20 protein-coding genes and 1 tRNA gene are annotated in these 24,049 nt (G+C 69.0%); 7 read left to right on the top strand and 14 right to left on the bottom strand.

From position 1 onward, the window contains the following. Positions 1-210 precede the first annotated feature (210 nt). Positions 211-705, top strand: coding sequence for an FBP domain-containing protein (locus Y710_RS04865; protein ID WP_045537654.1), 495 nt, complete (start codon positions 211-213; stop codon positions 703-705). On the opposite strand, the gene Y710_RS04860 is transcribed toward Y710_RS04865, so the two are convergent. Next, the gene (locus Y710_RS04860; protein ID WP_062366609.1) at positions 603-1,802 is read right to left on the bottom strand and encodes an NAD(P)-binding domain-containing protein; all 1,200 of its coding nucleotides are present in this window, start codon (positions 1,800-1,802) and stop codon (positions 603-605) included. The two genes, Y710_RS04865 and Y710_RS04860, sit on opposite strands and share 103 nt — an antisense overlap. 97 nt (positions 1,803-1,899) lie before the next feature. Here Y710_RS04860 and Y710_RS04855 point away from each other — a divergent pair, with 97 nt between their 5' ends. Both Y710_RS04855 and Y710_RS04850 read left to right on the top strand, forming a co-directional pair. Continuing rightward, on the top strand, positions 1,900-2,514 hold the full coding sequence (locus Y710_RS04855; RefSeq protein WP_045539747.1) for a TetR/AcrR family transcriptional regulator: 615 nt from the start codon (positions 1,900-1,902) through the stop codon (positions 2,512-2,514). Next, positions 2,511-4,169 (top strand): MDR family MFS transporter, encoded by a 1,659-nt coding sequence (locus Y710_RS04850; RefSeq protein ID WP_062366607.1) that lies wholly within the window; start codon positions 2,511-2,513, stop codon positions 4,167-4,169. The genes Y710_RS04855 and Y710_RS04850 overlap by 4 nt, the downstream gene beginning before the upstream one ends. A 50-nt stretch (positions 4,170-4,219) precedes the next feature. Here Y710_RS04850 and Y710_RS04845 read toward each other — a convergent pair whose 3' ends face one another. The 4 genes from Y710_RS04845 to Y710_RS04830 all read right to left on the bottom strand — a co-directional run bounded on the left by Y710_RS04845 (position 4,220) and on the right by Y710_RS04830 (position 8,305). Further along, positions 4,220-5,590, bottom strand: coding sequence for an FtsX-like permease family protein (locus Y710_RS04845; protein WP_062366605.1), 1,371 nt, complete (start codon positions 5,588-5,590; stop codon positions 4,220-4,222). After that, entirely contained in the window at positions 5,587-6,351 is a 765-nt protein-coding gene (locus Y710_RS04840; protein ID WP_006895161.1) for an ABC transporter ATP-binding protein, read from the bottom strand. The genes Y710_RS04845 and Y710_RS04840 overlap by 4 nt, the downstream gene beginning before the upstream one ends. Before the next feature lie 119 nt (positions 6,352-6,470). Further along, positions 6,471-7,112: a response regulator transcription factor gene (locus tag Y710_RS04835; RefSeq protein WP_006895159.1), complete on the bottom strand. Its 642-nt coding sequence runs from the start codon at positions 7,110-7,112 to the stop codon at positions 6,471-6,473. Then, the gene (locus Y710_RS04830) at positions 7,109-8,305 is read right to left on the bottom strand and encodes a sensor histidine kinase (RefSeq protein WP_062366603.1); all 1,197 of its coding nucleotides are present in this window, start codon (positions 8,303-8,305) and stop codon (positions 7,109-7,111) included. Before Y710_RS04830 ends, Y710_RS04835 begins: the two co-directional genes overlap by 4 nt. Before the next feature lie 111 nt (positions 8,306-8,416). Between Y710_RS04830 and Y710_RS04825 the strand changes: the two genes are divergently transcribed. Further along, positions 8,417-9,151, top strand: a complete 735-nt coding sequence (locus Y710_RS04825; RefSeq protein WP_039866923.1) for a hypothetical protein — start codon at positions 8,417-8,419, stop codon at positions 9,149-9,151. A gap of 51 nt (positions 9,152-9,202) precedes the next feature. On the opposite strand, the gene Y710_RS04820 is transcribed toward Y710_RS04825, so the two are convergent. The 3 genes from Y710_RS04820 to dnaG form a co-directional block, all read right to left on the bottom strand. Beyond that, positions 9,203-9,276: transfer RNA gene (locus Y710_RS04820), tRNA-Ile, on the bottom strand. 38 nt (positions 9,277-9,314) lie between these two features. After that, positions 9,315-11,318 carry an OPT family oligopeptide transporter gene (locus tag Y710_RS04815; protein ID WP_045539753.1) on the bottom strand — a complete coding sequence of 668 codons (2,004 nt, stop codon included), beginning with the start codon at positions 11,316-11,318 and terminating at the stop codon, positions 9,315-9,317. 111 nt (positions 11,319-11,429) lie between these two features. Continuing rightward, on the bottom strand, positions 11,430-13,340 hold the full coding sequence (gene dnaG / locus Y710_RS04810) for a DNA primase (protein WP_006897813.1): 1,911 nt from the start codon (positions 13,338-13,340) through the stop codon (positions 11,430-11,432). Positions 13,341-13,495: 155 nt separating this feature from the next. On the opposite strand from dnaG, the gene Y710_RS04805 reads away from it, so the two are divergent. The 3 genes from Y710_RS04805 to Y710_RS04795 all read left to right on the top strand — a co-directional run bounded on the left by Y710_RS04805 (position 13,496) and on the right by Y710_RS04795 (position 15,914). Further along, positions 13,496-13,972 (top strand): DUF4262 domain-containing protein, encoded by a 477-nt coding sequence (locus Y710_RS04805; RefSeq protein WP_006897814.1) that lies wholly within the window; start codon positions 13,496-13,498, stop codon positions 13,970-13,972. A 65-nt stretch (positions 13,973-14,037) separates the two neighbouring features. Then, positions 14,038-15,078 (top strand): ATP-binding cassette domain-containing protein, encoded by a 1,041-nt coding sequence (locus Y710_RS04800; RefSeq protein ID WP_062366756.1) that lies wholly within the window; start codon positions 14,038-14,040, stop codon positions 15,076-15,078. Further along, the gene (locus Y710_RS04795) at positions 15,075-15,914 is read left to right on the top strand and encodes an ABC transporter permease (RefSeq protein WP_006897816.1); all 840 of its coding nucleotides are present in this window, start codon (positions 15,075-15,077) and stop codon (positions 15,912-15,914) included. The genes Y710_RS04800 and Y710_RS04795 overlap by 4 nt, the downstream gene beginning before the upstream one ends. A gap of 16 nt (positions 15,915-15,930) precedes the next feature. Here Y710_RS04795 and Y710_RS04790 read toward each other — a convergent pair whose 3' ends face one another. Genes Y710_RS04790 through Y710_RS04765 form a run of 6 tightly spaced genes read right to left on the bottom strand, consistent with a single transcriptional unit; the run spans position 15,931 to position 24,039 of the window. Further along, entirely contained in the window at positions 15,931-19,119 is a 3,189-nt protein-coding gene (locus Y710_RS04790) for an ATP-binding protein (RefSeq protein WP_062366601.1), read from the bottom strand. A gap of 49 nt (positions 19,120-19,168) precedes the next feature. Beyond that, positions 19,169-20,197 carry a FecCD family ABC transporter permease gene (locus Y710_RS04785; protein ID WP_006897818.1) on the bottom strand — a complete coding sequence of 343 codons (1,029 nt, stop codon included), beginning with the start codon at positions 20,195-20,197 and terminating at the stop codon, positions 19,169-19,171. Next, the gene (locus tag Y710_RS04780; RefSeq protein ID WP_062366599.1) at positions 20,194-21,246 is read right to left on the bottom strand and encodes an iron chelate uptake ABC transporter family permease subunit; all 1,053 of its coding nucleotides are present in this window, start codon (positions 21,244-21,246) and stop codon (positions 20,194-20,196) included. Before Y710_RS04780 ends, Y710_RS04785 begins: the two co-directional genes overlap by 4 nt. Then, positions 21,243-22,613 carry a siderophore-interacting protein gene (locus Y710_RS04775; protein ID WP_197462912.1) on the bottom strand — a complete coding sequence of 457 codons (1,371 nt, stop codon included), beginning with the start codon at positions 22,611-22,613 and terminating at the stop codon, positions 21,243-21,245. The genes Y710_RS04780 and Y710_RS04775 overlap by 4 nt, the downstream gene beginning before the upstream one ends. After that, positions 22,562-23,035: a siderophore-interacting protein gene (locus Y710_RS04770; RefSeq protein ID WP_052692453.1), complete on the bottom strand. Its 474-nt coding sequence runs from the start codon at positions 23,033-23,035 to the stop codon at positions 22,562-22,564. Before Y710_RS04770 ends, Y710_RS04775 begins: the two co-directional genes overlap by 52 nt. Further along, positions 23,035-24,039 carry an ABC transporter substrate-binding protein gene (locus Y710_RS04765; protein ID WP_006897821.1) on the bottom strand — a complete coding sequence of 335 codons (1,005 nt, stop codon included), beginning with the start codon at positions 24,037-24,039 and terminating at the stop codon, positions 23,035-23,037. Before Y710_RS04765 ends, Y710_RS04770 begins: the two co-directional genes overlap by 1 nt. Positions 24,040-24,049: the final 10 nt, after the last annotated feature.

Genomic DNA, 24,049 nt, shown 5'->3' with positions numbered 1-24,049 from the left:
CCCGCCGCGCGATGCGCTAGCGTGGAGTCGACATGATCACTCACATTCAGGAGATGTCCGGCGCGTTCCGCGCCGCGAACAGATGACCGCGCTCCGCAGCCGATTCCAATGGATCGGCCAGTGGATCCTGCCGTCGCACCCGCGCCCGCGGGCCGACCTCACCTCATCTCTCCCGCGCGACCACGCGCATTCGACTGATCGGTCATCGATATGAAGCAGTACACCCAACAGCAGATCCTCGACTCGTTCCGCGGCGCCACCCGCAGCGAGATCAAGAAGGTCACCTTTCCCCTCGACTTCGACGACGTCGACTTCTCGCGCCTCGAGTACTACGGCTGGCGCGACCGCAAGATGCCCCGCCGCGCCTACATCGCGGTGGAGCACGACGGCCGGCTCGTGTCGTTGATCCTCAACCGCGCCGAGGCGACGCCGTCGCGCCGCACGATGTGCACCTGGTGCCGGGACGTCGACCTCAGCGAAGAGGTGGTGCTGTACACCACCAGGCGCACCGGTGCGCAGGGCAGGCGTGGCGACACCATCGGCACGCTGGTGTGCTCGGGGTTCCACTGCTCGAAGCACGCCCGTAAGCTGCCGCCCGCCTATCACAAGGCCACCGACCTCGACGCCATTCGGGCCGAGCAGGTGGCCGGACTGCGCAACCGCGTCGGATCGTTCGTCGCCGAGGTGCTCTCGACCGAGGACTGACGCGCGGCGCGGGCCGCACGGCGGCCCGCGCGGGTCGCGCCGAGCGTCGAGGCACTGCGGCCGTAGCCCACCAGGAACAGACCGGGGACCCGGACCACGCTGACGTCGTCGTCGGCCATCAGCACGCCGCCGGAGGGCTCCCGGATCCCGAGCGGGGCCAGGTGTGCGAGCGACGGCCGAAAGCCAGTGGCCCAGATGATCACGTCCACCGGTTCGCTCGTGCCGTCGGCGAACTCGACACCGTTGCGCACCAGACGCGCGAGCGGACCGCGCGAGGACAGGACACCGCTGTCGATCGCCGGCGCGAACCGCGGGGTTCGCGGCAGCCCCGTGGCCGCGACCACGCTCAGCGGTCGCAGACCCGCACGGGTCCGGGCCGCGACACCGTTCTCGACGGCGAGCCCCCATCGAGCGTCGAACGGGGTGTCGCGCCAGCGCGGCGGCGTGCGCGTCGACCAGATCGGGACGGCACCGGCCTCGTCCAGGAGTACGACGAACTCGACAGCGGATATGCCTCCGCCGACCACCAGGACCCGCTGTCCGGCGAAGTCCTCCGGTTCCGGAAAGTCCCGGGTGGTCAGTTGACGGCCCGCGAAACGACCCGGGTACCACGGCACATACGGGTGATCCCACGTGCCGGTACCACTGATCACCGCCGACGCACGGTAGGTCCGCGTCGCTCCGCCGGGGCCCTCGGCACGGACGAGGAAGCGCCACACCGGTTCGCCCGTCGGTTCGACCGCGACCACTCGCCACGGTCGCGCCACCCGGAGACCGTGCTCGGCCTCGTAACGCCCGTAGTAGCGCTTGATCACCTCGCGCGCGGGCTCGTCAGGATCGGCACCGGTGAGCCGTGTGCCGGGCAGGTCGTGGACGCCGTTCACCAGGCTGAAGGTCAGGGCGTCCCAGCGATGGCTCCACGCTCCGCCCGGAGTCGGGTTTGCGTCGAGCACCTCGAAGTCGCTGCCCGCACGCAATCCGCCGCGCTGGAGGAAGTAGGCGGCCGAGAGTCCGGCCTGGCCGGCGCCGATCACCACGATCCGGCGGTCGACTGCGGCCGCAGTCAGCGTCGTCGGCACTTCTGGGTCTCGGCTCATGACTGAGGCAACCGCACGTACCTCCTCGGTGTTCCGAGACAGTTGCGTCAGTCACAGTTGCGTGCACAAAACTTTTCACTCGTGCAATACTGCACTAGTGCAAAATATTTCTGAACTAGGCCTTCGGGAACGCCAGCGTCTTGAGACGCTGCGTGCACTGCGAACGGCCGCCGTCGAACTGGTGGGTGAGAACGGACTCCACGACACCACGGTCGCCGAGATCGCCGACCGCGCCGGAGTGTCACGACGGACGTTCTTCAACTACTACGCGTGCAAAGAGGACGCCGTCCTCGGAGCCGTGCCGCCGACAGTGCCCGACCAGGCGCTCAAGGATTTCGTCGAAGCCGGTCCCGGCCCGGACCGCCTCGACCGTGCCGTCGATCTGGTGATGGCGGTCGCCAAGAGCATCCGACAGGGCGGCGGCCCCCATTCCGACCACCGCGAGCTGATCCGTCGGTTTCCCGAGCTCGTCGAACGGATGCAGCAGCACGGCACCGCCGCGCAGGAACTGCTGAGTTCGGTGATCACCGAACAGATCGGTGAGCGAGCCGGCCCGGAATCGGTGGACGACGCCCGCGCGCTCATCATGCTCGCCGGCGCCGTCCTGCGCTTCGCCTACAAGAAGGACCCCGAAGTCCTCGACAACCCCGACTCGCCCGCCCTCGCCGACGCCGGCGCAGTCTTCCGCCGAACCATCAAGGACCTGCTATGACCACTTCCCTCGCCGAACCAACGGACGGCACTACCGGGAATACCGAGCGCCGCAGCGTGATGCTGCTGTTCATCGGACTGATGATCACGATGCTGCTGGCATCGCTGAACCAGACCGTGCTCTCGACAGCTCTGCCGACCATCGTCGGTGAGCTCCAGGGCGTCGACCAGATGACCTGGGTCATCACCGCCTACATCCTCGCGTCCACCATCGTGATGCCCGTATACGGCAAGATCAGCGACTTGCTGGGCCGCAAGCCCGTACTGATCGCCGCGATCCTGATCTTCCTCAGCGGTTCGGTGGTCGGCGCACTCTCCGGGAACATCACCTGGCTGATCTTCGGCCGCATCCTCCAGGGCATCGGCGGCGGCGGATTGATGATCCTGTCGCAGGCGGCCATCGCCGACGTGGTTCCCGCCCGGGAACGCGGCCGCTACATGGGCTTCCTCGGCGCGGTCTTCGCCGTCTCCTCGGTCGCCGGCCCGCTGCTCGGCGGCTGGCTCACCGAGGGCCCGGGCTGGCGCTGGGCGTTCTGGCTGAACCTCCCGCTGGGTGCTCTCGCGATCGCCGCCACCCTGGCCTTCATGAAGCTGCCGAAGGTGCAGCACGAGGTGCGACCGCGACTGGACTACCTGGGTATGGCTCTGATCGCCGGCGCCACCACCAGCCTCGTGCTGATCTGCACCTGGGGCGGGCACACCTACGACTGGCTGAGCCCGCAGATCCTCGGCCTCGCGGTCGCGACCGTCGTCCTGGCTGTGGGATTCGTCGTCGCCGAGCTGCGCGCCGACAACCCGGTCATGCCGATGAAGCTGTTCGCGGATCGCAACTTCACGTTGACGACCGTCGCGAACCTGATGATCGGCGTCGCCATGTTCGGCGCTCTGGGCTACATGCCGACCTACATCCAGATGGTCACCGGAGTCGACGCAACCGTCGCAGGCCTGTTGATGATCCCGATGATGGGCGGACTGCTCATCACCTCGATCGCCTCCGGTCAGGCCGTGGCACGCACGGGCCGCTACAAGATCTTCCCGATCATCGGCTCCATCGTCATGGGCGTCGGCCTGGTGCTGATCGCGTCGATGCACATCACCACTCCCACCTGGCTCATGTGCGTGTATCTGGCCGTCTTCGGCATCGGCATCGGCCTGTCGATGCAGATCCTGACCCTCATCGTGCAGAACTCGTTCCCGGTCACCATGGTCGGCACCGCGACCGCCGCGAACAACTACTTCCGTCAGGTCGGCGCCACCCTGGGATCGGCGGTCGTCGGATCGATCTTTGCCTCCCGCCTGGCCACCCTGCTCACCGAGAAGCTCGCGGGCAGCGGCGCGGGAGCCGGCGGCGACGCGGGTCGCAACGGTCTCACGCCGGCAGCGGTGAACGCCCTGCCCGACGCCGTGCGCATCCCGATCATCGAGTCGTACAACGAGGCGTTGCTGCCGATCTTCCTGTTCTTCGTTCCGCTGGCCGGGATCGCACTCGTGGTCCTGCTGTTCGTGAAGGAGAAGCCGCTCGCGACGACCGTCCAACGAGAGGCAGCCGAACTGCTCACCGAGGAGGAATTGCTGACCGAGGCCGAGATGATCACCATCGAAGCCGCAGAGGAGGCCGGCAACGACAAGGCCGCGGCGACCCGCTCCCGCGAGTAGTCGTCGGCGCGAGCCCGTCACCCGCTCCACCCCTTTCTCTACCCTTCGTCTCAGGCGACGGCGAGCGCGTCCACCGGCGTCACCGACACCGCACGACGACTGGGCGGCAGGGCGGCGATCGCCACCAGCACGACCGTTCCCGCGACGATTCCCACGAACGCGCCCAGCGGCAGTCCGATCGGGAATCCCGGCGTGATCGCACCGATGAGCGACTGGCTGCCGACCGCCCCGAAGATCACGCCCAGCGCCAGACCCGCCACCATCGCCGTCCCGGACAAGGCGATCGATTCGAGAGTGATCGTGGCGCGGACCTGCCTGGCGGTGAAGCCCATCGCGCGCAGCATGCCGATCTCACGAGTCCTCCCGATCACTGTCAACGACATCGTCGACACGAAGCCCACCGCTGCGATGAGCACCGAGATGAGAATCAGTCCCACCAGCACCCACGTCATCATCGACATCACGTGCCGGTTCTCCTCCACCTGTTCGGGCGTGAGATCCCAGCGGTCGATGGACTGCTGCAACGACCTCATACCCGCGACGATCGTGGTGATCAGGGTGACGCCGATGAACAGTCCGACGGTGGAGCGTGTGGTGCGGCCCGGGTCGGCGACCGAGTTCTTGCGCGCGAGGATCGCCGCCGGGCTCGCGCCCAGGAGCCGTCCCACACCGGCGACCATCGCGGGCACGAGGATCGGCGCACCGACCAGCAGTCCCACCGCGGCCGTCGCGGTGCCGAGGAAGGCCACGACGAATCCGCTCATGCTCCCCTCCTCCCCCAACAGACACGCGGCTCCGAGCAGGAGCGCGCCGACACCGGTCGCGATGACGGCCGCGGTGCCGCGAAGCCACCGCATCGAGCCCTTCGGCGCGACGACGGCGGCTCCGGAGAGCGTCTTCCGCGAACCCACCATTGTCGCGCCCACCGCGACACCCACCACCACGATCGCCGCGAGCACGGTGGTCGGGGGAAGGTAGCTGTACCGGATGGACGGAAGGATGTCCCGCGACACCATCACGGTCCGTGCGGCGTCGGCCAGCGTCACTCCGGCGACCAGCCCGATCCCGGCACCGATCGCCGCGACCTTCGCGACCCCGCGCACCAGACTCGACCGCAGCTGTCTCGACGAGGCGCCGATCAACCGCAGCAGCTCGAGTTGCTTGCGTCGGCCGGCGATCACCGTGTCGACACCGTTGCCGATCACCAGCGCGGCCACGAACAGCGCGATGAGAATGAACACGGACGACACGATGCCGAGCACCACTCCCACGTTGCCGCCGTTGTGCTCACCGGCCCGGCCGAGGAAGTCGGAGGCCGTGAGCACCATTCCGGCGTACGCCGCCGACAGGCCGCAGACCACGCCCACGGTCGACAGTTCCCGCAGCGAACCCGCCGTCAGGCGGTAGTCCGTGGCCCTCATGCCGCCGCCCCCTGGAGATTGATCAGGAGGTCGGAGATCTGGTGCGGGTCGAGGCCCCGGTACTCTCCGACGATCCGGCCGTCTGCCAGTACCAGGATGCGATCGGCGTACGACGCGGCCACCGGGTCGTGCGTGACCATCGCGATCCCCTGCCCGTACTCGCGAGCGGCCGTGGTCAGCAAGGTCAGCACCTCGCGGCTGGTGCGCGTGTCCAGGGCGCCGGTCGGCTCATCGGCGAGAATGATGGTCGGGCGGCCGGCCAGGGCCCGAACGATCGCCACCCTCTGCTGCTGTCCGCCCGACAGCTGGGACGGCAGATGGTCCAGGCGATCGCGGAGTCCGAGCGAACCGACCAGGTGAGCGATCCACGCCTGCTGCACGGCGTCCGGCTTGTGTCCCGCCAGGACGAAGGGCAGCCGGATGTTCTCGTCCGCGGTCAGCGTCGGGATCAGATTGAACGACTGGAAGACGAAGCCGATGTTGGTGCGGCGCAGGAGCGTCCGCGCGGTGTCGTCGAGCCCGACGATGGGCGTCTGGCCGAGCCAGATCTGACCGGAGGTCGCCTCGTCGAGTCCGGCCATCACGTTCATCAGGGTCGATTTGCCCGACCCCGACGGGCCCATGACGGCGGTGAACTCGCTGCGGCGGATGTCGACCGAGACGTCGCGCAGCGCGTGGACTGGGTTCGCCGGATCACCGTAGGTGCGCGACACGTGGCGCATGACGACGGCGGGTCCGGTACTGATCTCGTTGGCGTTCATACGTCAAAGTTATGGCTCTGACCTGGCTCTTCGCGTCCGCCTACCGGCGCAAATCGCGTCCTCCGACGGGCGGGTGCGGGGTCATCCCGCAGATGTACGCCGCTGCGTCCTCCGGCTCGTCAGACGAGGCCGTGCTCGTACGCGTACACCACGAGTTGTACGCGGTCGCGCAGCGACAGCTTCGCGAGAATCCGGGAGATGTGCGTCTTGACCGTCGCCTCCGACAGGAACTCGGCTTGCGCGATCTCGGCATTCGACAGCCCGGACGCGGCACGCACCAGGATTTCGCGTTCGCGGACCGTGAGCGCGTCGTACTCCGGTCCGGGACGGGCGGTACGGGTTCCGTGCCGCTCGAAGAGCCTTCGGGTGGCCGATGCCGCGACCACCTGGCTGCCGTCGGCCACCGCGCGCACCGAGGCCAGCAGGAACTCCGGTTGCGCGTCTTTCAGGACGAATCCGCTCGCACCGGCTTCGATCGCCCGTGCGGCGGCCTCGTCGACGTCGAATGTGGTGAGCACGAGGATCTTCGGCGCCTCGTCGCCGAGGTCGGCCACGAGTTGACGGGTCGCGGTGATCCCGTCGATGCCCGGCATGCGCACATCCATGAGGATCACATCGGGCGCGGACGCGCGCACCGTCGACGAGAGGTTCAGCGCCGACGACTCCTGCGCCACCACTTCCACATCGGGTTGGCTGTCGAGAATCATCGCGATCCCGCCACGGAACAGCGGCTGATCGTCGATGAGGGCGACGCGGATCATGACGGTCCTTCCGGACGAGCAGGGATGACGAGTTCGACGAGCCAGCCGCCTTCGACGGCGGCGCTGGTCAGCGTACCGCCGGCGAGTTCGGCCCGCTCTGCCATGCCCCTGATGCCGTGGCCCGCGCCACCGGGAGCCAGCGGCTTCTCCGACAGCGAGTTCGCCACCGTGAGCCGGCATCCGTCCGACCAGTCCTGCCGGACGTACACCGGCGCACCCAGGTCGCCGTACTTGAGCGCATTCGTCAATGCCTCGGTGAGGACCGCGAAGGCGACCCGCACACTCAGCGGCGACGCCGCGTCCTCGTCACCGATCTCGGTGGACTGCAACGTCATTCCGGCTGCGCGCATCCGTGCGTAGAGCTGGTCGCGGTCGGTTCGCGCGTGCTCGGCCGTCGACTCGGTGCTGCGCAGTTCCTCCAGCACGCCCCGGACGTCGGCGAGCGCCTGCCGCGCCGTGTCGGCGATGACGCCGAGCGCCTCCTTCGCCGCCTCAGGACTGGCGTCCAGGGCGAAGCGTGCTCCTTCGGCCTGCGCCACCACCACCGCGAGCGAGTGCGCCACCACGTCGTGCATGTCGCGGGCCAGACTCGACCGCTGGGCCTGCTCGTCGTACAGGTCGAGCAGTCGCCGTCGTTCGAGTTCGGAGATCTGCTCGGCGATCCTCGCCTGTTCCACGCTGTGGCGCTGATACCGGATGAATCCGAAGGTCCAGCTGCCCACCAGCAGCACCGCGATGCCGACGAAGGTCATCGTGTGCGAGACGATCGTCGACGCCTCGGCATCGGTGCCGAACGCCGTCGACCTCGGATACACCCACGCCGCGATCGCCGAACCCACGACTGCCACGGCCAGCGACGCGCCCCGGACCCGACGATCCGGATGATTGCCCGCCGTGTAGTAGAGCACCGAGTAGAGCAGGCACGGTCCCACCGCGACGTCGTAGGTCGCCACCTGGATCACCGCCGACGTGACCGCCAGCAGCATCATCACCGACGGCGCGGACCGGCGGCACATCAGTGCCAGCCCGATCAGCAGGCTGACCACCTGCACCGTCGTGGTGAGACCTGACGAGAAGGCCAGCATCAGCACCAGCAGAATCAGACCGATGACGGCGTCGGCGATCGTCGACCGTCGTGAGAGGTTCGGGAACGCGAGGGGGTCGGCGACGCGGTACCTGCCGATCATGACCATGCCACTACCGTGCCATGCCCGGAGCGCATGGCCGACTCGATCCCCTGTGACCGGCGATGCATTCGACGCTCGATCCGCCGATTGTGCCAATGAGCGTTGTACCGTTCACGTGTGACTTCGTTAGCAGACCGTGGGAGACGGAGCGTCACGGGCATCGCACAGCAGTCGACCGCACTGGTCGGCCGGGCCGCGGCCTCCGCCACCGACGCCCTCGCAGTGCCGGGAGCCCGAGCGCTGGCGACCGCGCGCACCTTCACCAGCCCGATTCAGGCACAGTCCGCCCCGGTTCCGGTGGACGGTGTGGAAGCCGCCAACCGGCTGCTGCGCCAACTCGGCATCACCACGTTCACGCCGACCGTCGGGCTCAGCACCGACCTCACCTTTCCGGTCGCGGTCGGCGGCGCCGTGGCCGGTCCGTACACCCCGGGAATCGGCAACCTCACCATTGCGAACGTCAGCGTGAACGCGGTGCGCGGCGGCGAGATCCTCTACGGTTTCCTGCCCGTGGGCGTGTTCGCCGACTTCGGCGACAAGTCCGGCGTCCACGTCGCTTGGTTCAACGTCACCACGCTGCGCGGTGGGCTCGGCGCGCCGCTCGGCGGACTCACGGACACGGTGATCGACGCGGTCTCCAAGCGTGTGAAGTCCGCACCGATTCCGCCGGTGATGTACGCCGGCACGGTCTCTCGCCTCAAACGAGCGCTGCGCGTGATCCCGTCGAACGGCGTTCGCGGAGGTCTGGTCGACACCGGCCAGGGCGTCGTGGTGTGCGCCGTCTACGGCACCGTGCGACGCGGCCGGACCTCGTACTTCTTCCTGCCGTCGATCGGGGTGACCCGGGCCTGAGCGGGGCGGTCGGCGGGAGCAGGGATGTTGACGGACGCAGGGGTGTTTCAGTGGGGCGAGCGGGGCTCGAACCCGCGACCAGCTGATTATGAGTCAGCGGCTCTAACCGACTGAGCTATCGCCCCTGAGCCGAATCGGCCCGAGGACAGAGATTACCCTCCGCCTACTTCTTGCTCTGCACCGCAGTGGCGGCGGGCCCGTCGTCGGAACCGATCCGCTTCACGTAGCTGTACATCGCCGTGAGCATCACGGCGAATACCACGACGCCGATCACCTGCATCCAGTTGCCGAGTCCGTCGCCGACGATCGCCAGCGGCGAGTCGTCTCCGGTGCCGGCGACGATGCCGGCGAAGACGACGCCGTAGAGGCTCTCGCCGACGATCAGGCCGGTCGCGAGGAGCACGCCGAGCCGCTTCTTCCGTTCGCCGCCGATCGGGTCGCGCAGCGCCCACTTGTCGTACGCCAGACCGATGAAGGCACCGATCGGAATGATGAGCGTGAGCGACATCGGCAGGTACATGCCCATACCGACGGCCAGCGGTGGCAGCTTGAGGTTCGAGGTGGTCCGCTTGAGCACCTCGTCGACCACGATGACGCCGGCGCCGATCGCCGCGCCGAGGCCGATCAGGGCCCAGTTGAGGTCGCCGCCGAAGACGCCCTTCGCCAGTGTCGAGAGCAGTGCGGCCTGCGGGGCGGCCAGGGCGTTCTCCGTGGCGTTCGGGGCGCCCTGGAAACCGAAGGCGTTGTTCATCAGTCCCAGGATCGGCGGGATCACGGCGGATCCGAAGAGCACGCCGATGATGAGCGCGACCTGCTGCTTCCACGGCGTGGCGCCGACGAGTTGACCGGTCTTGAGATCCTGCAGGTTGTCGTTGGAGATGGTCGCGACACCGAACACCACCGACGAGGTGAACAGCGTGTACGCGATGAGCGCCTCGGTCTGACTCGTGCTGTCGGCGGGGCCGTGCGTCACCTTGATCAGCAGTGCCGCGCACAGGACCACCAGCACGCCGACACCGGAGATCGGGCTGTTCGACGATCCGATCAGGCCCGCCATGTATCCGCACACGGCGGCCACGACGAGGCCGATCACGAAGACGAAGATGATCGTGACGATCAGGATGCCGGTGGCGCTCCCGACCAGCGCGGTCCCCTTCATGAAGTCCCAGAGAAGCCATCCGATCGGGATGAGCGCGACGATGATCGTCAGGCCGACGTACTGGATCGGGATGTCGCGTTCGGTCACGTCGACGCTCTCGCCCGACCTGCGCTTGCGTGCGCTGGCCGCGGCCGCCACGATGCCGCGCAGGATCGGGCCGATGACGGTCAGCAGCGTCCACACGGCCGCGACCGCGATCGCGCCGGCGCCCACCATCCGCACGTCGGCGCTGAAGACGCTGTTCACACCGTCGAGCAGATCGCCGGAGGGAATGGCGTCCCATGTCCGCGTCGGAAGGATGACGAAGAAAGAGATCACCAGGCCGACGAGCATCGCGATACCGACCCCGATGCCGACCAGGTGGCCGACGCCGATCAGCGCCATCGACAGGCTGGCACCCACCATCGTCGCGCCCGAGCCGACACGGAACGCGACCGCGACCTCGGAGGCGATCAGCTTCAGCGAACCGAGCAGGGAGAAGAACGCGGCGCCCACCGCACCGAGAACGATCGCTCGCATACCGCCGCGGTTGGGGTCGACGGCGTCGGGGTCGCGCCCGGACGAGTCGCCGACCTTCAGGACCTCCGCGGCCGCCACTCCCTCGGGATACGGCAGATCAGAGCCGGTGACGAGCGCGCGCCGCAGCGGGATCGAGTACATGACGCCGAGGATGCCGCCGATCGCGCAGACCGCGACGGTCATCCAGTACGGAAAGCCGGTCCACCAGCCGATCATGATGAGACCGGGCAGGACGAAGATGATGGCCGAGAGCGTGCCCGCCGCCGACGCGATGGTCTGCACGATGTTGTTCTCCACGATCGTGTGATCGCGGAAATAGCGCAGTACCGACATCGAGATGACCGCCGCCGGAATCGCTGTGGCGAACGTGAGACCGACCTTGAGTCCGAGGTAGACGTTGGCCGCGGTGAAGACCAGGGTGATGAGACCACCGAGGATCACGCCGCGAGTCGTCAGCTCGCGCACCGAGCTCCTCATCACCTGCGTCATGCGCTTACCCTTTCCGCCGGGACGAGGGCGTCCGTCAGCAGAGAATCACCTTACGACGCACCGCAGACGATGCTGGGGAGAACCCGCCGATGGACGCCGCGGCCGAACCGCTCAGACCGCGTCCGCTCCGGCGTCGAAGGCCTGCTCGAGCAGACTGCGCCGATACGCTTCGAGCGCCACGAGGTCGCCGAAGAGCGCGTTGTAGCCGTCGGGGTCCCCGGCGGGCGACATCCGGCGCAGCTTCGATTTGATGTCGGCGATCTGAGAGCCGACCCAGATCTCCTGCGACCGCGCCAGGACGCTCGAGATGTACTGCGGCACACGGTCGTCCTCGACCGGGAGCGGCTCCACCGCCAGCTCGGTGACGAGCGGAGCCACCGCGGGGTCGTCGATCACGCCGTGATGGACGGCGTCCACCCAGGCGGCGCCGCCGAGACCGCTCGCCGCTCCCCCGGCCGCCGCTATCGCCTCGCGGACAGCCAGGTACGAGGGATCGGTGAAGCACTCGCCGGGCAGGGAATCGAAGACCGTGCCCGCGATGGCGGGATACTGAAGCGCCGCCTTGAGCGCTTCGCGCTGGTGCCAGAGCCGCGGGTCGTTCGGCAGCGGTCGCGCGGTCGGCGGCGGCGACATCGCCTCGGGCCGGGTGCGCGAGTTCCGCTGCCGCGCGTTCGCGCCGCGCCGGCCACCGTGTCGCTTGGCCTCGGCGCGCACGCGCGAGAGAACCTGGGCCACATCGTCCCAGCCGACCCACCCGGCGAGCTGGCGCGCGTATTCGTCCCGCAGCGCGACGTCGCGGATCCTCGCCACCACCGGCACCGTCTCCCGCAGGGCCGCCACGCGGCCCTCCGCGGTGTCGAGGTTCTGCTGGGCGATCAACGACTTGATCGCGAACTGGAACATCGGGATGCGCCGGGCGATGAGATCGCGCAACGCCGGATCGCCGGCAGATTGTCGGAGCTCGCACGGATCCATACCGTCGGGCGCGACGGCCACGAAGGTCTGACCGGCGATGGACTGCTCCCCCTCGAAGGCCTTCAGCGCCGCGGCCTGACCGGCGTCGTCGCCGTCGAAGGTGTAGATCACCTCGCCGCGGAAGTACGAGTCGTCCATCATCAGCCGGCGGATCAGTGCCAGATGGTCCTCTCCGAACGCCGTGCCGCAAGAGGCCACGGCCGTGGTGACACCGGCCATGTGCATCGCCATGACGTCGGTGTAGCCCTCGACGATCACGACCTGGTGGCCCTTGGCGATGTCACGCTTGGCCAGGTCGAGTCCGAACAGCACCTGCGACTTCTTGTACAGCATGGTCTCGGGCGTGTTCATGTACTTGCCGAGGTTGTCGTCGTCGAAGAGCTTGCGCGCGCCGAACCCGATGACATCGCCGCCGAGATTGCGGATGGGCCACAGCAGACGCCGATGGAACCGATCGATGGGCCCTTTGCGGCCCTGCTTCGACAGCCCGGCGGCTTCCAGCTCGGAGAACTGGAAGCCGAGCTTCAGCAGGGCCTTCGTCATCGTGTCCCACCCGGCGGGGGCGTACCCGCAGCCGAAATGCGCCGCCGCAGTGCCGTCGAAGCCGCGTTCGGTGAGGAAGTCGCGCGCCACCTGCGCCTCGGGCGTCGCGAGCTGTTCGGCGTAGAACTGCTGCGCCGCCGCGTTGGCGGCCACGAGCCGGGCGCGCGTGCCGCGGTCGCGCTTGATCGCGGTGCCGCCGCCCTCGTAGTTGATGGTGTAACCGATCCGGTCCGCCAGCTGTTCGACGGCTTCGACGAAACTGACGTGCTCCTGCTTCTGCAGGAACGTGTAGACGTCGCCGCCCTCGCCGCACCCGAAGCAGTGGAAGTGCCCGTGATGAGGCCGGACGTGGAACGACGGTGTCTTCTCATCGTGGAACGGGCACAACCCGGTCATGCGGTCCGCGCCGGCCCTGCGCAGCGTGACATAGTCTCCGACCACGTCTTCGATGCGCGTCTGCTCACGGATCGCGGCGATGTCGCGATCGGGGATTCGGCCTGGCACGCACCCAGTCTAGGCGCCGCGCCCGAACGGGGTCGGCCGGGCGCGACTCGCCCGGCGCACCTCGCCGCTTTCTCTTGAAGCCGACTTCTGTCGGACCCGCGTCGTACAGTGACACCACCAATCGAACAAATGATCGAATCGGTCAGGAGGATGTCATGTGTGAGTTCGACCCACGGTGCGACGGCGCGGACGATCTGGTCGGCGACGCCCTCGCGCTCATCGCGGAGGGACGCTGGTCGGTGACCGGCGTGCTCGGTGACGCCGCCAACCCGCCCCTGACCTACACCACCGGGCTGACCGAGCACGGACGCCCGGAACTGGTGATGACCGGGCTCCCGCCGGATCTCGCCGGGATCCTGCTCGACCACGCGGCACGGGCGGTGGTCGCCGACCCTGGCTTCGGCCCGGGGTCCGACGTACCCGCGCGGTTGCGCCGCCCGGTCCGGTTCCGTGCGATCGACGTCATCGACGCCGGAGCTCTGCGGCTCACGCGGGTCGTCTACGGCGCCCGGTTCGATGCGATACAACTCGTCTGGCCCGACGACGACGGCCGGTACCCGTGGCAGTCCGGGTACTCCATCCCGGCACGGGTGCAACCGCTGCTCGGCGTGCCCGAATCGGAGGCCGCGTAAGCGGCGCGCGGCCGGTGTAAGCCGACGACAGCGCCGTGAAAGCGCACGGGCGCATGGTTTCCGGCATGAACACATACTCCTCAACGCTCCCCCGGTCGAGCGCTTCAACCGGGCGTGACTCCGATCTCGCCATCGACGCCCGAGGTCTGGTCAAGCACTTCGGGTCGACGAAAGCCGTCAACGGCGTCGACCTCGCGGTGCCCGCAGGCACGGTCTATGGGGTCCTCGGTCCCAACGGTGCGGGCAAGACCACCACCGTCAGCATGCTGGCGACCCTCCTGAAGCCCGACGCCGGATACGGCCGGATCTTCGGCTACGACGTGGTCGAGGATCCGGTCGCGGTGCGGTCGCTGATCGGCGTCACCGGTCAATACGCGTCGGTCGACGAAGACCTGACCGCAGCGCAGAACCTCACGCTGTTCGCCCGGCTTCTCGGCAAGTCGAAGGCTCAGGCGCGCAGCCGTGCCGAGGAACTGCTCGCCGACTTCTCACTGGAGGAGGCCGCGAACCGTCCGCTGAGCGACTTCTCCGGCGGCATGCGCCGGCGTCTGGACCTCGCGGCGTCCCTGATCGACACTCCACCGCTGCTGTTCCTGGACGAGCCGACCACCGGACTGGATCCGCGCACGCGCGCGCAGATGTGGGAGACCATCCGCAAGCTCGTCGCACAGGGTTCCACGGTCCTGCTCACCACGCAGTACCTCGACGAGGCCGATCAGCTCGCCGATCGGATCGCCGTCATCGACCGCGGTCTGGTGATCGCCGACGGAACCGCGGACGAACTCAAGCAGTCCATCGGCTCGAGCACCCTGATGCTCACGCCGGCCGATCGTGACGACGCCGCGCACGTGGCCCGACTCGCCGAGCGGGTCCTCGGCGAGTCCGCGACCCTCAGCCCCGAGGCCGGTCGCATCACCGTGGCACTGCACCATCCCGACCGCGTGCCCGACGTCCTGCTCGCCCTGCGCGACGAGCAGATCGAGATCGACGAGATCACCGTCTCCAAGCCCACCCTCGACGAGGTCTTCCTCACGATCACCGGGCACTCCGAATCCGATGAGTCCGACCCGCGCACCGAAACCGACGCCGAGGAGGCACTCCGATGACCACCACCCTGACCCCTCCCTCTCCCCGGACCGCGATCAGCATCGAACAGGTCCGGACGCAGGCGAAGCGCTCCATCGGCTTCGGCGAGACCGTGAGCCAGTCGTTCTCCCTGGCCCGCCGCAGCATCATCAAGATGCTCCGCAATCCGGAGCAGTTCTTCGACGTGGTGCTGCAACCGATCATCTTCACGTTGATGTTCACCTACATATTCGGCGGCGCGATCAGCGGCGACACCAAGAGCTACCTCCCGGTCATCATTCCGGGAATCCTGGTGCAGACTGTGATCGTGACGTCGATCGTCACCGGCACGCAGCTCCGCGAAGACATGAACAAGGGCGTCTTCGACCGCTTCCGATCGCTGCCGATCGCGCGGATCAGTCCCCTCGCCGGCGCACTGCTCGCCGACGTCGTCCGGTATCTCATCGCCACCGTCATCACGTTCGCGGTAGGCATCGCGATGGGCTGGCGACCCGACGCCCTCGGCGTCCTCGGCTCCACCCTGCTGGTTCTGGTGTGCAGCTTCGCGGTGTCGTGGATCTTCGCCTTGATGGGCTGCCTGGTGAAGAAGGCGTCGGCCGTGCAGGGCGTGTCGATGCTGATCATGTTCCCGCTGACCTTCATGTCGAACGCGTTCGTGCCGGTGGAGACCATGCCGGGCTGGCTGCAGGGATTCGTCAACGTCAATCCAGTGAGCCACCTGGTGACGGCGGTCCGCGAGATGTGCAACGACGGGCACGTCGGTTCGCATGTGCTGTGGAGCCTGATCGGTGCCGCGGTCATCACCGCGGTGTTCGCCCCGCTGGCCGTGCGGGCATACATCCGCAACGCGCGCTGAGCCGATCGAACAGCCGTCAGTCGCGGCCCTCGCCGAGGATCTTCACGGTCTCGGCGAGGGCCGCTTGGCGTCCCAGACCGCCTAATCGCGCCCGGGCACGATCCCACACCTCGTCGGCGGCGCCCGACACCTCGCGCCGGCGTTCCATCAACTCCTGCATCGCGGGATAGTCGCGTCGTGCGTGCAGCCGCTCGGCGAGCACCAGCAGTGCCACCCCGCGTTCGTCGCCGGGCCGCAGTGCGCACAGCAGTGCGCCGCTCACCAGCGCCACGTTTCCTGTCTGCGGAAGGTCGTACCATCCGAGTTCGGCGATGGTGGCGCCGAGCGAGTCCGCGAAGGGCGCGACGTAGCGTTCTGCGGCCTCGCAGGCTCCGATCTGTATCAATCCCGCGGCCACCGCGCTGAGCGTCATCACCGCACCGGGATCGCGGGTGGCCAGCGGGTGCCCCGCGAGCAGCACATCACCCGCCTCCTCATATGCCGACCGCGATCGGTCGCCCGTCATCCGCCGGTACTCGGCAGTCGCGAGCATCATCACCGCGACGGCCTCGGGGTCGCCCTGCGGCGTCGGGACGCCCGGCTCCCAGCCGTGCGCGATGGCGTCGAGTTGCCCGCGCGCCCGATCGAACTCCCCGAGCTGCAGTAACGCCGCGACGACGTACGCGCCCACCTGCTGGGCGTCGTCCTGGGCTCCGAGTTCGCGGAAGCGTCTGAGACTGCCTTCGTACAGGCGCAGACCCTCGCGCCACAGACCCTGCTGGCTGTAGAGACTCGCAGTGCTCATGTCCACCATCGCCGCGGCGAACGAGTCCGGCCGAGCGGGGAACTCCGTGAGCTGAGCGCTGATCCGCAGCGCACCGACCAGGTCTCCGCCGTTCTCCTTCATATTGAGCAGCAGGGTCAGGGCGATGGCGCGCACCACCGCCGCGTGGCCGGGAGCAGAGCCGCGCACGATCGTCCGGTACACCTCGATCATGGTGCGGCTCATCAGCAGCGCCGAGAGGAACTCCGCGGGATCGTCGAATGTGTGCTCCGGGCGATGCAGCCGACGCAGCCGAGTGCGGACTCGGGCCGTCGACCGCTGACGCCGGCGCGGAATGAAGTGCAGGGCCGCGGCGATCAGCGTCACCTGCCACGCTTCGCGCTCGGCGTCGTCGAGATCGGACGGCGGCACGGGCAACGCGTCGACGATCCGCTCACCCCACGACTGCACCTCCTGATGCAGCCCGCGGCTCGACCAGAATGCGCTCAGCACCGGGAACACCGTGACGATCGTCGGCCACGCGGGCGCGCCGAGTTCCACGGCCCGCCGCAGCACCCAGACGAGGTTGTCGGCCTCGCGGTCCACTTCGGCCGCCAGGTCGCGATCGGCCTCGACGTCGTATCGGGCGCGGATGTCGCGGCAGAGCTCGCGGGCCCACCGCTGCATCGCGTCGACCACCTCGCCCGTCGCTCCCGTCTCGGTGAGTCGCTGCTCACCGAACTCACGGACCATCTCGAGCATCCGGAACCGGGCACGACCGCCGGCGTCGTCCACCTGCAGAAGTGACTGGTCGGCGAGCGAGGCCAATGCGTCGTCGAGCGCGATGCCGCTGGTACCGGTGACCACTGCCGCGGCCTCGCGTGAGAATCCGCCGGGGAACAGGCACAGCCGCGCCAGAGCCGCACGGGCGCCCGGGTCCAGCAGTTCCCAGCTCCAGTCGATGACGGCATACAGCGTGCGGTGGCGGTCCGGTGCCGTCCGGTCGGTGGAGCGGAGCAGCTCGAACCGTTCGGCGATGCGCTCGGCGATGTCCTCCACGCTCATGGTCCGCACACGCGCCGCGGCGAGCTCGATCGCGAGCGGCAGCCCGTCGAGATGTTCGCAGAGTGCCGCGACGGTCGACGGTTGGAGCTCCACGTCGGGGCGTACCGCACGAGCGCGCAGGGCGAACAGTTCGGCGGCCGGAGAACGATCGCCGGCGACTCCGAGCACGGGGAGCTGATACACCTGCTCGGCCGGAATCAGCAGCGGAGACCGGCTCGTGGTGAGCACACGCACACCCGGCTCCGCGGCGATCAGCGAGTCGACCAGTGCCGCGCACGCGTCGATCACCTGCTCACAGTTGTCCAGGATCAGGACCGACTCACCACCGCGCAGCGCGTCGGTCAACCGGTCCGACAAACTGCCGGACACGACGCGCGGCCGGGCATTGCTGCCGAGCTCCGACTCACCGACGCCGAGGGTCGCGGCCACCGCCGCGACCACGTCGTCACCGTTGCGGACGGCGGCGAGCGGGACGAAGTACACGGCGGTCCCGCGCTCGCTCAGGCGACGGCCGACCGCATTGGCGATCCTCGTCTTCCCGACGCCGCCCGGCCCCTGCACGGTCACCACCCTCCGATCGGACAGCAGGCTCTCCAGCGCGGCGAGGTCGTCGGCCCGCCCGATCAGCACGTTGCCGTCCTCGCGCAGTCCCACCCGCGCGCCGGTCGGCCTGCGCCGCGGCACGGCCACGGTCGGCGGCTGCGCGGCCAGCAGGTCCGCGTTCAGTGCCGTCGCCTCCGGTCCGGGGTCGACGCCCAGTTCTTCGGCCAGGGTGCGCCGGAGCCGGGCGAACACCGCGAGCGCCTCGTTCCGGCGTCCGCGGCCGGCCAGCGCACGCATCAGCAGCAGATAGCCGGGTTCGTCGAGTCGATCGGCGTTCACCCGTTCTCTGGCGAGTTCTTCGGCGACGGCGTAGTCACCGGTCGCGAGTGCGGCCTCCGCCGCCGCCTCGTCGATCCGCCGGCGCACCCCGTCGGCCAGGTCGGCGAGTTCGCGCGCGAGGTCGCCCCCGCCGAGGTCGTCGCCGGGCGTGCCGCGCCAGAGAGCGAGCGCGGCATCCGGCCGACCGGCCGCGGCCAGTCGCCGGGCCCGCTCCAGATCGGTGACCACGCCGGTGAGCCGGTACCGGCTTCCGGTGCCGTCCAGACTCGCGCCGCCGAGCAGCCCGCGCAGGCGGGAGACCTGCGTGTGCAGAGCCGGACCCGGCGATTTGGGCGGCTGATCGCCCCACACCTCGTCGATCAGGCGGGCGGCCGGCACCGCTCGGCCCTCGGCCAGCGTCAGGGCCACGAGCAACCGCCGGGCACGTTGGCCGGGCACCTCACGGCCGTCGATCGTCACCGGTCCGAGCACACCGATCACGGTCGGCGCGCTCCCGGCGCGGTCGTCGTCAGGCACTCGGTCAGCGTACCGACAAGACCTCGACACGATCAGCGCAGTCACCGTCTCAGCGCGCCGACTCGCGCAGCAGCAGCCAGATGAGGTACAAGCCGCCGACGGTGACGGTGACCACGCCGACCGGCGGACGCGCGCCGGCGAGCAGATACTGCGCGATCAGATCGGATGCCGCGAGCACCACGGCGCCGACCAGCGCCGATCCGGTCAGACTGAGCGACGGTGCGCGGCACAGCCGGCGCGCGATCTGCGGAGCGGCGAGTGCGATGAAGGCGATCGGCCCGGCGACCGCAGTGACGATCGCGGTGCTGAACACCCCGACCAGAACCATCAGGAGCTTGGTGCGTTCGACATCCACTCCCTGCGCGGCGGCCACGTCGTCACCCAGTTCCAGTTCCCGCATGCGGTGCGCGATCACCGGCAGAACCGGAAGCATGAGCGCGACCGCGCACAGTGTCGCGACGAGCGGAGTCCACGTGATCCCGCCCAGACTTCCCGCACCCCAGATCGCCGCCTGCAGCGCCTCGTCGAGGTCGGCGCGCACGCTGAACCAGTGATTGACCGAGGTGAGCACCGCACTGACGGCGATGCCGACCACGATCAACCGGAATCCGGCCATTCCCTGCCTGTACGCGAGGACGAAGACTGTCAGTGCGGCCAGTGTGCATCCGACGACCGCCCCGGCCGCGGTGGCCGCATATCCGGAGCCGCCGGCCATCAACACCACGATCACTCCGGTGTAGGCACCTGAGTTGATGCCGATCACATCCGGACTGCCGAGCGCGTTGCGGGTGATGGCCTGGAACATCGCGCCGCTGATCCCCAGACAGGCGCCGAAGAGAACCGACGCCAGAGCTCTCGGCGCCCGCCAGGAGAACACGAGTTCCTGCTTCCTCGACCCCTCGCCGCGCATGAGCGCGAGCAGGTCGTCGAAGCCGAGGCCGCTGCGCCCGAGAACCAGGGCGCCGACCAGCAGGGCCCCGATGAGGATCAGAAGTGCCGAGTTGACCACGACGGCGCGCCGGGTCACGCGCAGACCGATCGGCCCGGCGAGCACCTCCACCGTCCGGTGCGCGCTCATAGACGTCGCGTCCGTCGGACGAGCCAGATCAGAACCGGTGCGCCGAACAGGGGCGTGACGATCCCGACCTCCAGTTCTTCAGGCCGCACCACCACTCGGCCGAACAGGTCCGCCGCCAGCACGAGCACCGGGCCCGCCAGCGCAGAGAATGCGATCACCCACCGTTGGTCGGCACCGACCAGCATCCGGACCGCATGCGGCACCATGAGTCCGACGAACGCGATCGGTCCGGCCGCCGCCGTGGCCGCGCCGCACAGGAGGACCAGCGAGACCACCGCCGCGGCCCGCGTGAGCCCGAGCCGGGCGCCGACCGACCGCGCCACGTCATCGCCGAGAGCCAGCACGTTCAGCGAACGTGACGCAGCGAGGGCAAGGACGAGTCCGGCGACGATGAACGGCGCGACGAACTCCACCGTGCCCGGGGGCCGGTCGGTGATACTGCCGACACCCCAGAACCGCATGCGCTCGAAGCGGCTGGGATTCACCAGCGAGAGGCTCAGACTCAGTCCGTTGAGGACCGCGGTCAACGCGACCCCGACGAGCGTCAGCCGCAGTGGCGTGGCTCCGCCGGGACCGCGCGCGGCGATCGCGGCCACCAGAACCGCCGCCACCACGGCGCCGACCATGCCGAGCCACACGAACTCGGAGATGGTCGTCAATCCGAGGTACGCCACGCCGACGGCGACCGCGAGGCCCGCGCCGGCGTTGACGCCGAGAATCCCGGGATCGGCGAGCGGGTTACGGCCGACTGCCTGCATCAATGCGCCCGCCACTCCCAGCGCCGCTCCGACGAGCAGTCCGAGCAGTGTGCGCGGCAGGCGCACGTCCATGACGGTGATGTGGTCGATGGACTGATCGCGGTCGGTCAGCGCTGCCCACACGGTCGAGAGCGGCAGTGCCGCTGAACCGACGGCGAGACTGAGACCGCAGATGAAGACCAGCACGGCGGCCACTGCGATCAGCGCCGCCATGCGTCCGCCGATCCGGCGCTCCGTGGGTTGCCGCCGGCCCTGATCCGGCCGCACGGCCGTCTCGGTGCCGCTGTTCACTCCGCGGGCTCACACACGAGCGCCGAGACTCCCCACCCCAGCGCGGCCTCGTCGACGACCCGCCAGCCCGCATCGCGCGCGAGGCGACCGAGTTGCTCGCGGTCGCGCGGTGCTCGTCCGACGAGGGCCAGCGAGAGAACTGCGTCCTCGGCGACGCGCGGACTCAGCGCGTCCGGAGAAGTGGATTCGACGATCACCAGCCTGCGCACCGCGGGCCGCGGAGCCGCTAGCAGCGCCACCGCCTCCTCGTCCTCGCAGTGCGCCAGCGCGCACGCCGCAATCGCCGTCTGAGCCCTCGGCCAGTCGTCGGTGAACAGGATGTCCCCGGCACCCGCGGCCTCCTCGAGGACGGCGCGTGGCGCGCCCTGAGCGACGACGGTGGGCACCGCACCGGGTCCGATCGCGCCCGCCGTCCGCAATCCCTGCGCGAGGGTGACGGCGCCGGGCCCGAAGAAGACCGGCGATCCGGTCCACAGCGCGGACAGCGCCGCAAGCGCGGGGATCAGGAACTGCAGGCGCTCGGCGTCCTCGATGAGTTCGGCGTACACAGCCGCGTCCGACGCGGCGAACCGAGCGAAACTCGTGCCGGTGCGGCGGCGCCACGCCGGCTCAGCCGCCGGCAGACACTCAGCCAGCTCGGTCAGCGCCAGGATCTGCTCGGCGCGTACGCCGTCGAACTGCTCGCGCGCATGATCGTCGGTGAGGAGAACGTCGCCTCTCTCCCCGACTGTCAGCGCCGTCCCGGCGGCGCTCAGCACCCGGCACGCGATGAGCAGGTCGAGGAGCGGGGCGAGCCGCTCATCCGGAATGCCGAGACGTCGCGCGAGTCCTGCGCGACCGATGCGACCGGCGTCCACCGCCTCGATGAGTCCCAGTCGCAGGGCCGCTCGGACCGCGAACCAGGTCACCGGCGATTCCACAACCGCCGGTCCGGCGGTCGGCGCGCCGTCGTCCGCGGCGGCCTGCTCCGGGACGAGCTCGCGCAGATGCCAGTATCCGGTGATGTCGACGTCCCGTTTGGGCACCGCGAGCTCTCGCTTGACGTACTTGCGGATCGGCAGCAGGCTGCGGCTCTCCCCGGCACCCCAGATGTAGGGGGCACCGTCGAGCGGCACGATCCCCGCGACGGCATCGGCCAGAGCGGCGCCATCGCCCGGTTCAGCGCACACCCAGGTGATCTCGTCGTCCGGGCCGACGGGAAGGACCTGCTGTGCGACGGGGTCGGCGACGGCGAGGACGGCTCGGACCGGCCCCGGCACCGGTCGTTCCGTGAGGAATCGGCGTACTGCGGGCAAACCGGTCTCGTCTGCGACCATCAGCGTCCATGTCGCATTCGGCGGCACCACCGTGGACGACTTGGGCCCCACGATCCAAGGTCGTCACCGGGTCGCGCGGCGGCCGCCCAGGCCTCGGCGGGCCCCGCCGCCGATCGGTCCCCCGAATCGCTGTGAACGACGAAATCGAATGCGATGGTGCCCGCGTCCGCGTCCACCTCGACCGGCGTGTAGTCGCGCGACTCGCGCACCGGCGACGCCGTCCACTCGATACCGTGCGCGCGCTGCACCGGCAGCGCGTCGGCGATGTCGCCGCCCGGTGCGAAGATCAGCTTCACATGGTCGTCGAACCCGGGGCTGGCGAAGGCCGGAAAGAGGACACCGTCACGCTCGAAGGCCCCCAGTTCCTCGCCGCCGAGCCGCACGCGCCGCAGCCGCGGGTTGACGAGCTCGTTGGACTCCACGACCAGCCGTCGCAGGATGATCGGCAGCGGTGTGAGCCGCGACTGAGTCATCAGTGCTCCTGTCCCGGACCCGCTCCGCCGAACATGCCCTCGACGATGTCGAGCATCGCCATCGCCTCGTGGTAGTCGCTGCGTTGCACCCAGTACGGAAGGTCGTGTGCCTGCTTCTTCTGGAAGGCCGGCAGTGCCGCGTAGATCGGCTGCTTGGCGAGTTCGGCGACGGAGGTGACGTCGGCGTTGAAGCCCAGGACGAACACCGTGTCCTGATTGATCCACTGGCCCACCTGTTCGGTCGAGAGCGCGAAGCTGTCGCCGCCCGGGGTGTACGGCTGGAACCGGCCCGTCGCGAACAGCGGTGCGGGACGGAAGCCGAGCTTCGCGAACTCGGCGGGCAGCCCGCGCGTCTCGATGGGCACGTACACGTCTCCCGCCGCGGTGAGCGACAGGAAGGTGATCTCACCCTCGGGGACGGTGATCTCGTCGCGGACTTCGGCGACTCGCTTGTCGTAGGCCGCCGAGGCCTCGGCGAACTTCTCCGGCCGGTTGAAGACGTCGTCGGCGAGGAACTCGTATTGGTCGCGCCACTCGGTCAGATCTCCGCTCACCACGACGGTCGGCGCGATCTTGCTGAGTTCCGGGTACGCCGCGGTGGCGTGCTTGAGCGGAAATCCGAGACCACCTGCGACGATGAGATCGGGTTCGGCCTCCAGGATCGACTCCATGTCGAATCCGTCGTTGCTCCAGGGGAGGAAGGTCGTGCCCGCCTTCTGCGCCTTCTCGGCCCACGCGGCGTTGAACTCGTGCTTGCCGTCGGTCACCTCGGGGGTCGTCGCAACCACCGGGACGTCCATATCGAAGAGATAGCCGGCCAGGGCGTAGTTGAGCAGCACCACCCGCTTCGGTGCCACCGGGACGTCCACCTCGCCCTGGGACGTCTTGACCGCACGAGTCTGTCCAGACGCATCGCCCCCGGACGTCGAACAGCCCCCGAGCGCCAGGGTCAGCACGGCGACCACGGCCAGCATCGTCGCAGGCAGTGCACGAGATCTGAGCATCACTTCCACC

The sequence above is a fragment of the Gordonia sp. QH-12 genome (assembly GCF_001578675.1).
GTDB classification, from domain to species: Bacteria; Actinomycetota; Actinomycetes; order Mycobacteriales; family Mycobacteriaceae; genus Gordonia; species Gordonia sihwensis.
This window is presented reverse-complemented; position numbering and strand designations above follow the sequence as displayed.

Excerpts from the sequence above, each read along its gene's own strand:
- Y710_RS04805 (WP_006897814.1), top strand. The coding sequence starts at position 13,496 with ATGTGTGAGTTCGACCCACGGTGCGACGGCGCGGACGATCTGGTCGGC.
- Y710_RS04785 (WP_006897818.1), bottom strand. The coding sequence starts at position 20,197 with ATGAGCGCGCACCGGACGGTGGAGGTGCTCGCCGGGCCGATCGGTCTG.
- Y710_RS04845 (WP_062366605.1), bottom strand. The coding sequence starts at position 5,590 with ATGAGGGCCACGGACTACCGCCTGACGGCGGGTTCGCTGCGGGAACTG.
- Y710_RS04830 (WP_062366603.1), bottom strand. The coding sequence starts at position 8,305 with ATGGTCATGATCGGCAGGTACCGCGTCGCCGACCCCCTCGCGTTCCCG.
- Y710_RS04815 (WP_045539753.1), bottom strand. The coding sequence starts at position 11,318 with ATGACGCAGGTGATGAGGAGCTCGGTGCGCGAGCTGACGACTCGCGGC.
- Y710_RS04865 (WP_045537654.1), top strand. The coding sequence starts at position 211 with ATGAAGCAGTACACCCAACAGCAGATCCTCGACTCGTTCCGCGGCGCC.
- Y710_RS04795 (WP_006897816.1), top strand. The coding sequence starts at position 15,075 with ATGACCACCACCCTGACCCCTCCCTCTCCCCGGACCGCGATCAGCATC.
- Y710_RS04840 (WP_006895161.1), bottom strand. The coding sequence starts at position 6,351 with ATGAACGCCAACGAGATCAGTACCGGACCCGCCGTCGTCATGCGCCAC.
- Y710_RS04800 (WP_062366756.1), top strand. The coding sequence starts at position 14,038 with ATGAACACATACTCCTCAACGCTCCCCCGGTCGAGCGCTTCAACCGGG.
- Y710_RS04860 (WP_062366609.1), bottom strand. The coding sequence starts at position 1,802 with ATGAGCCGAGACCCAGAAGTGCCGACGACGCTGACTGCGGCCGCAGTC.
- Y710_RS04835 (WP_006895159.1), bottom strand. The coding sequence starts at position 7,112 with ATGATCCGCGTCGCCCTCATCGACGATCAGCCGCTGTTCCGTGGCGGG.
- Y710_RS04765 (WP_006897821.1), bottom strand. The coding sequence starts at position 24,039 with ATGCTCAGATCTCGTGCACTGCCTGCGACGATGCTGGCCGTGGTCGCC.
- Y710_RS04850 (WP_062366607.1), top strand. The coding sequence starts at position 2,511 with ATGACCACTTCCCTCGCCGAACCAACGGACGGCACTACCGGGAATACC.
- Y710_RS04770 (WP_052692453.1), bottom strand. The coding sequence starts at position 23,035 with ATGACTCAGTCGCGGCTCACACCGCTGCCGATCATCCTGCGACGGCTG.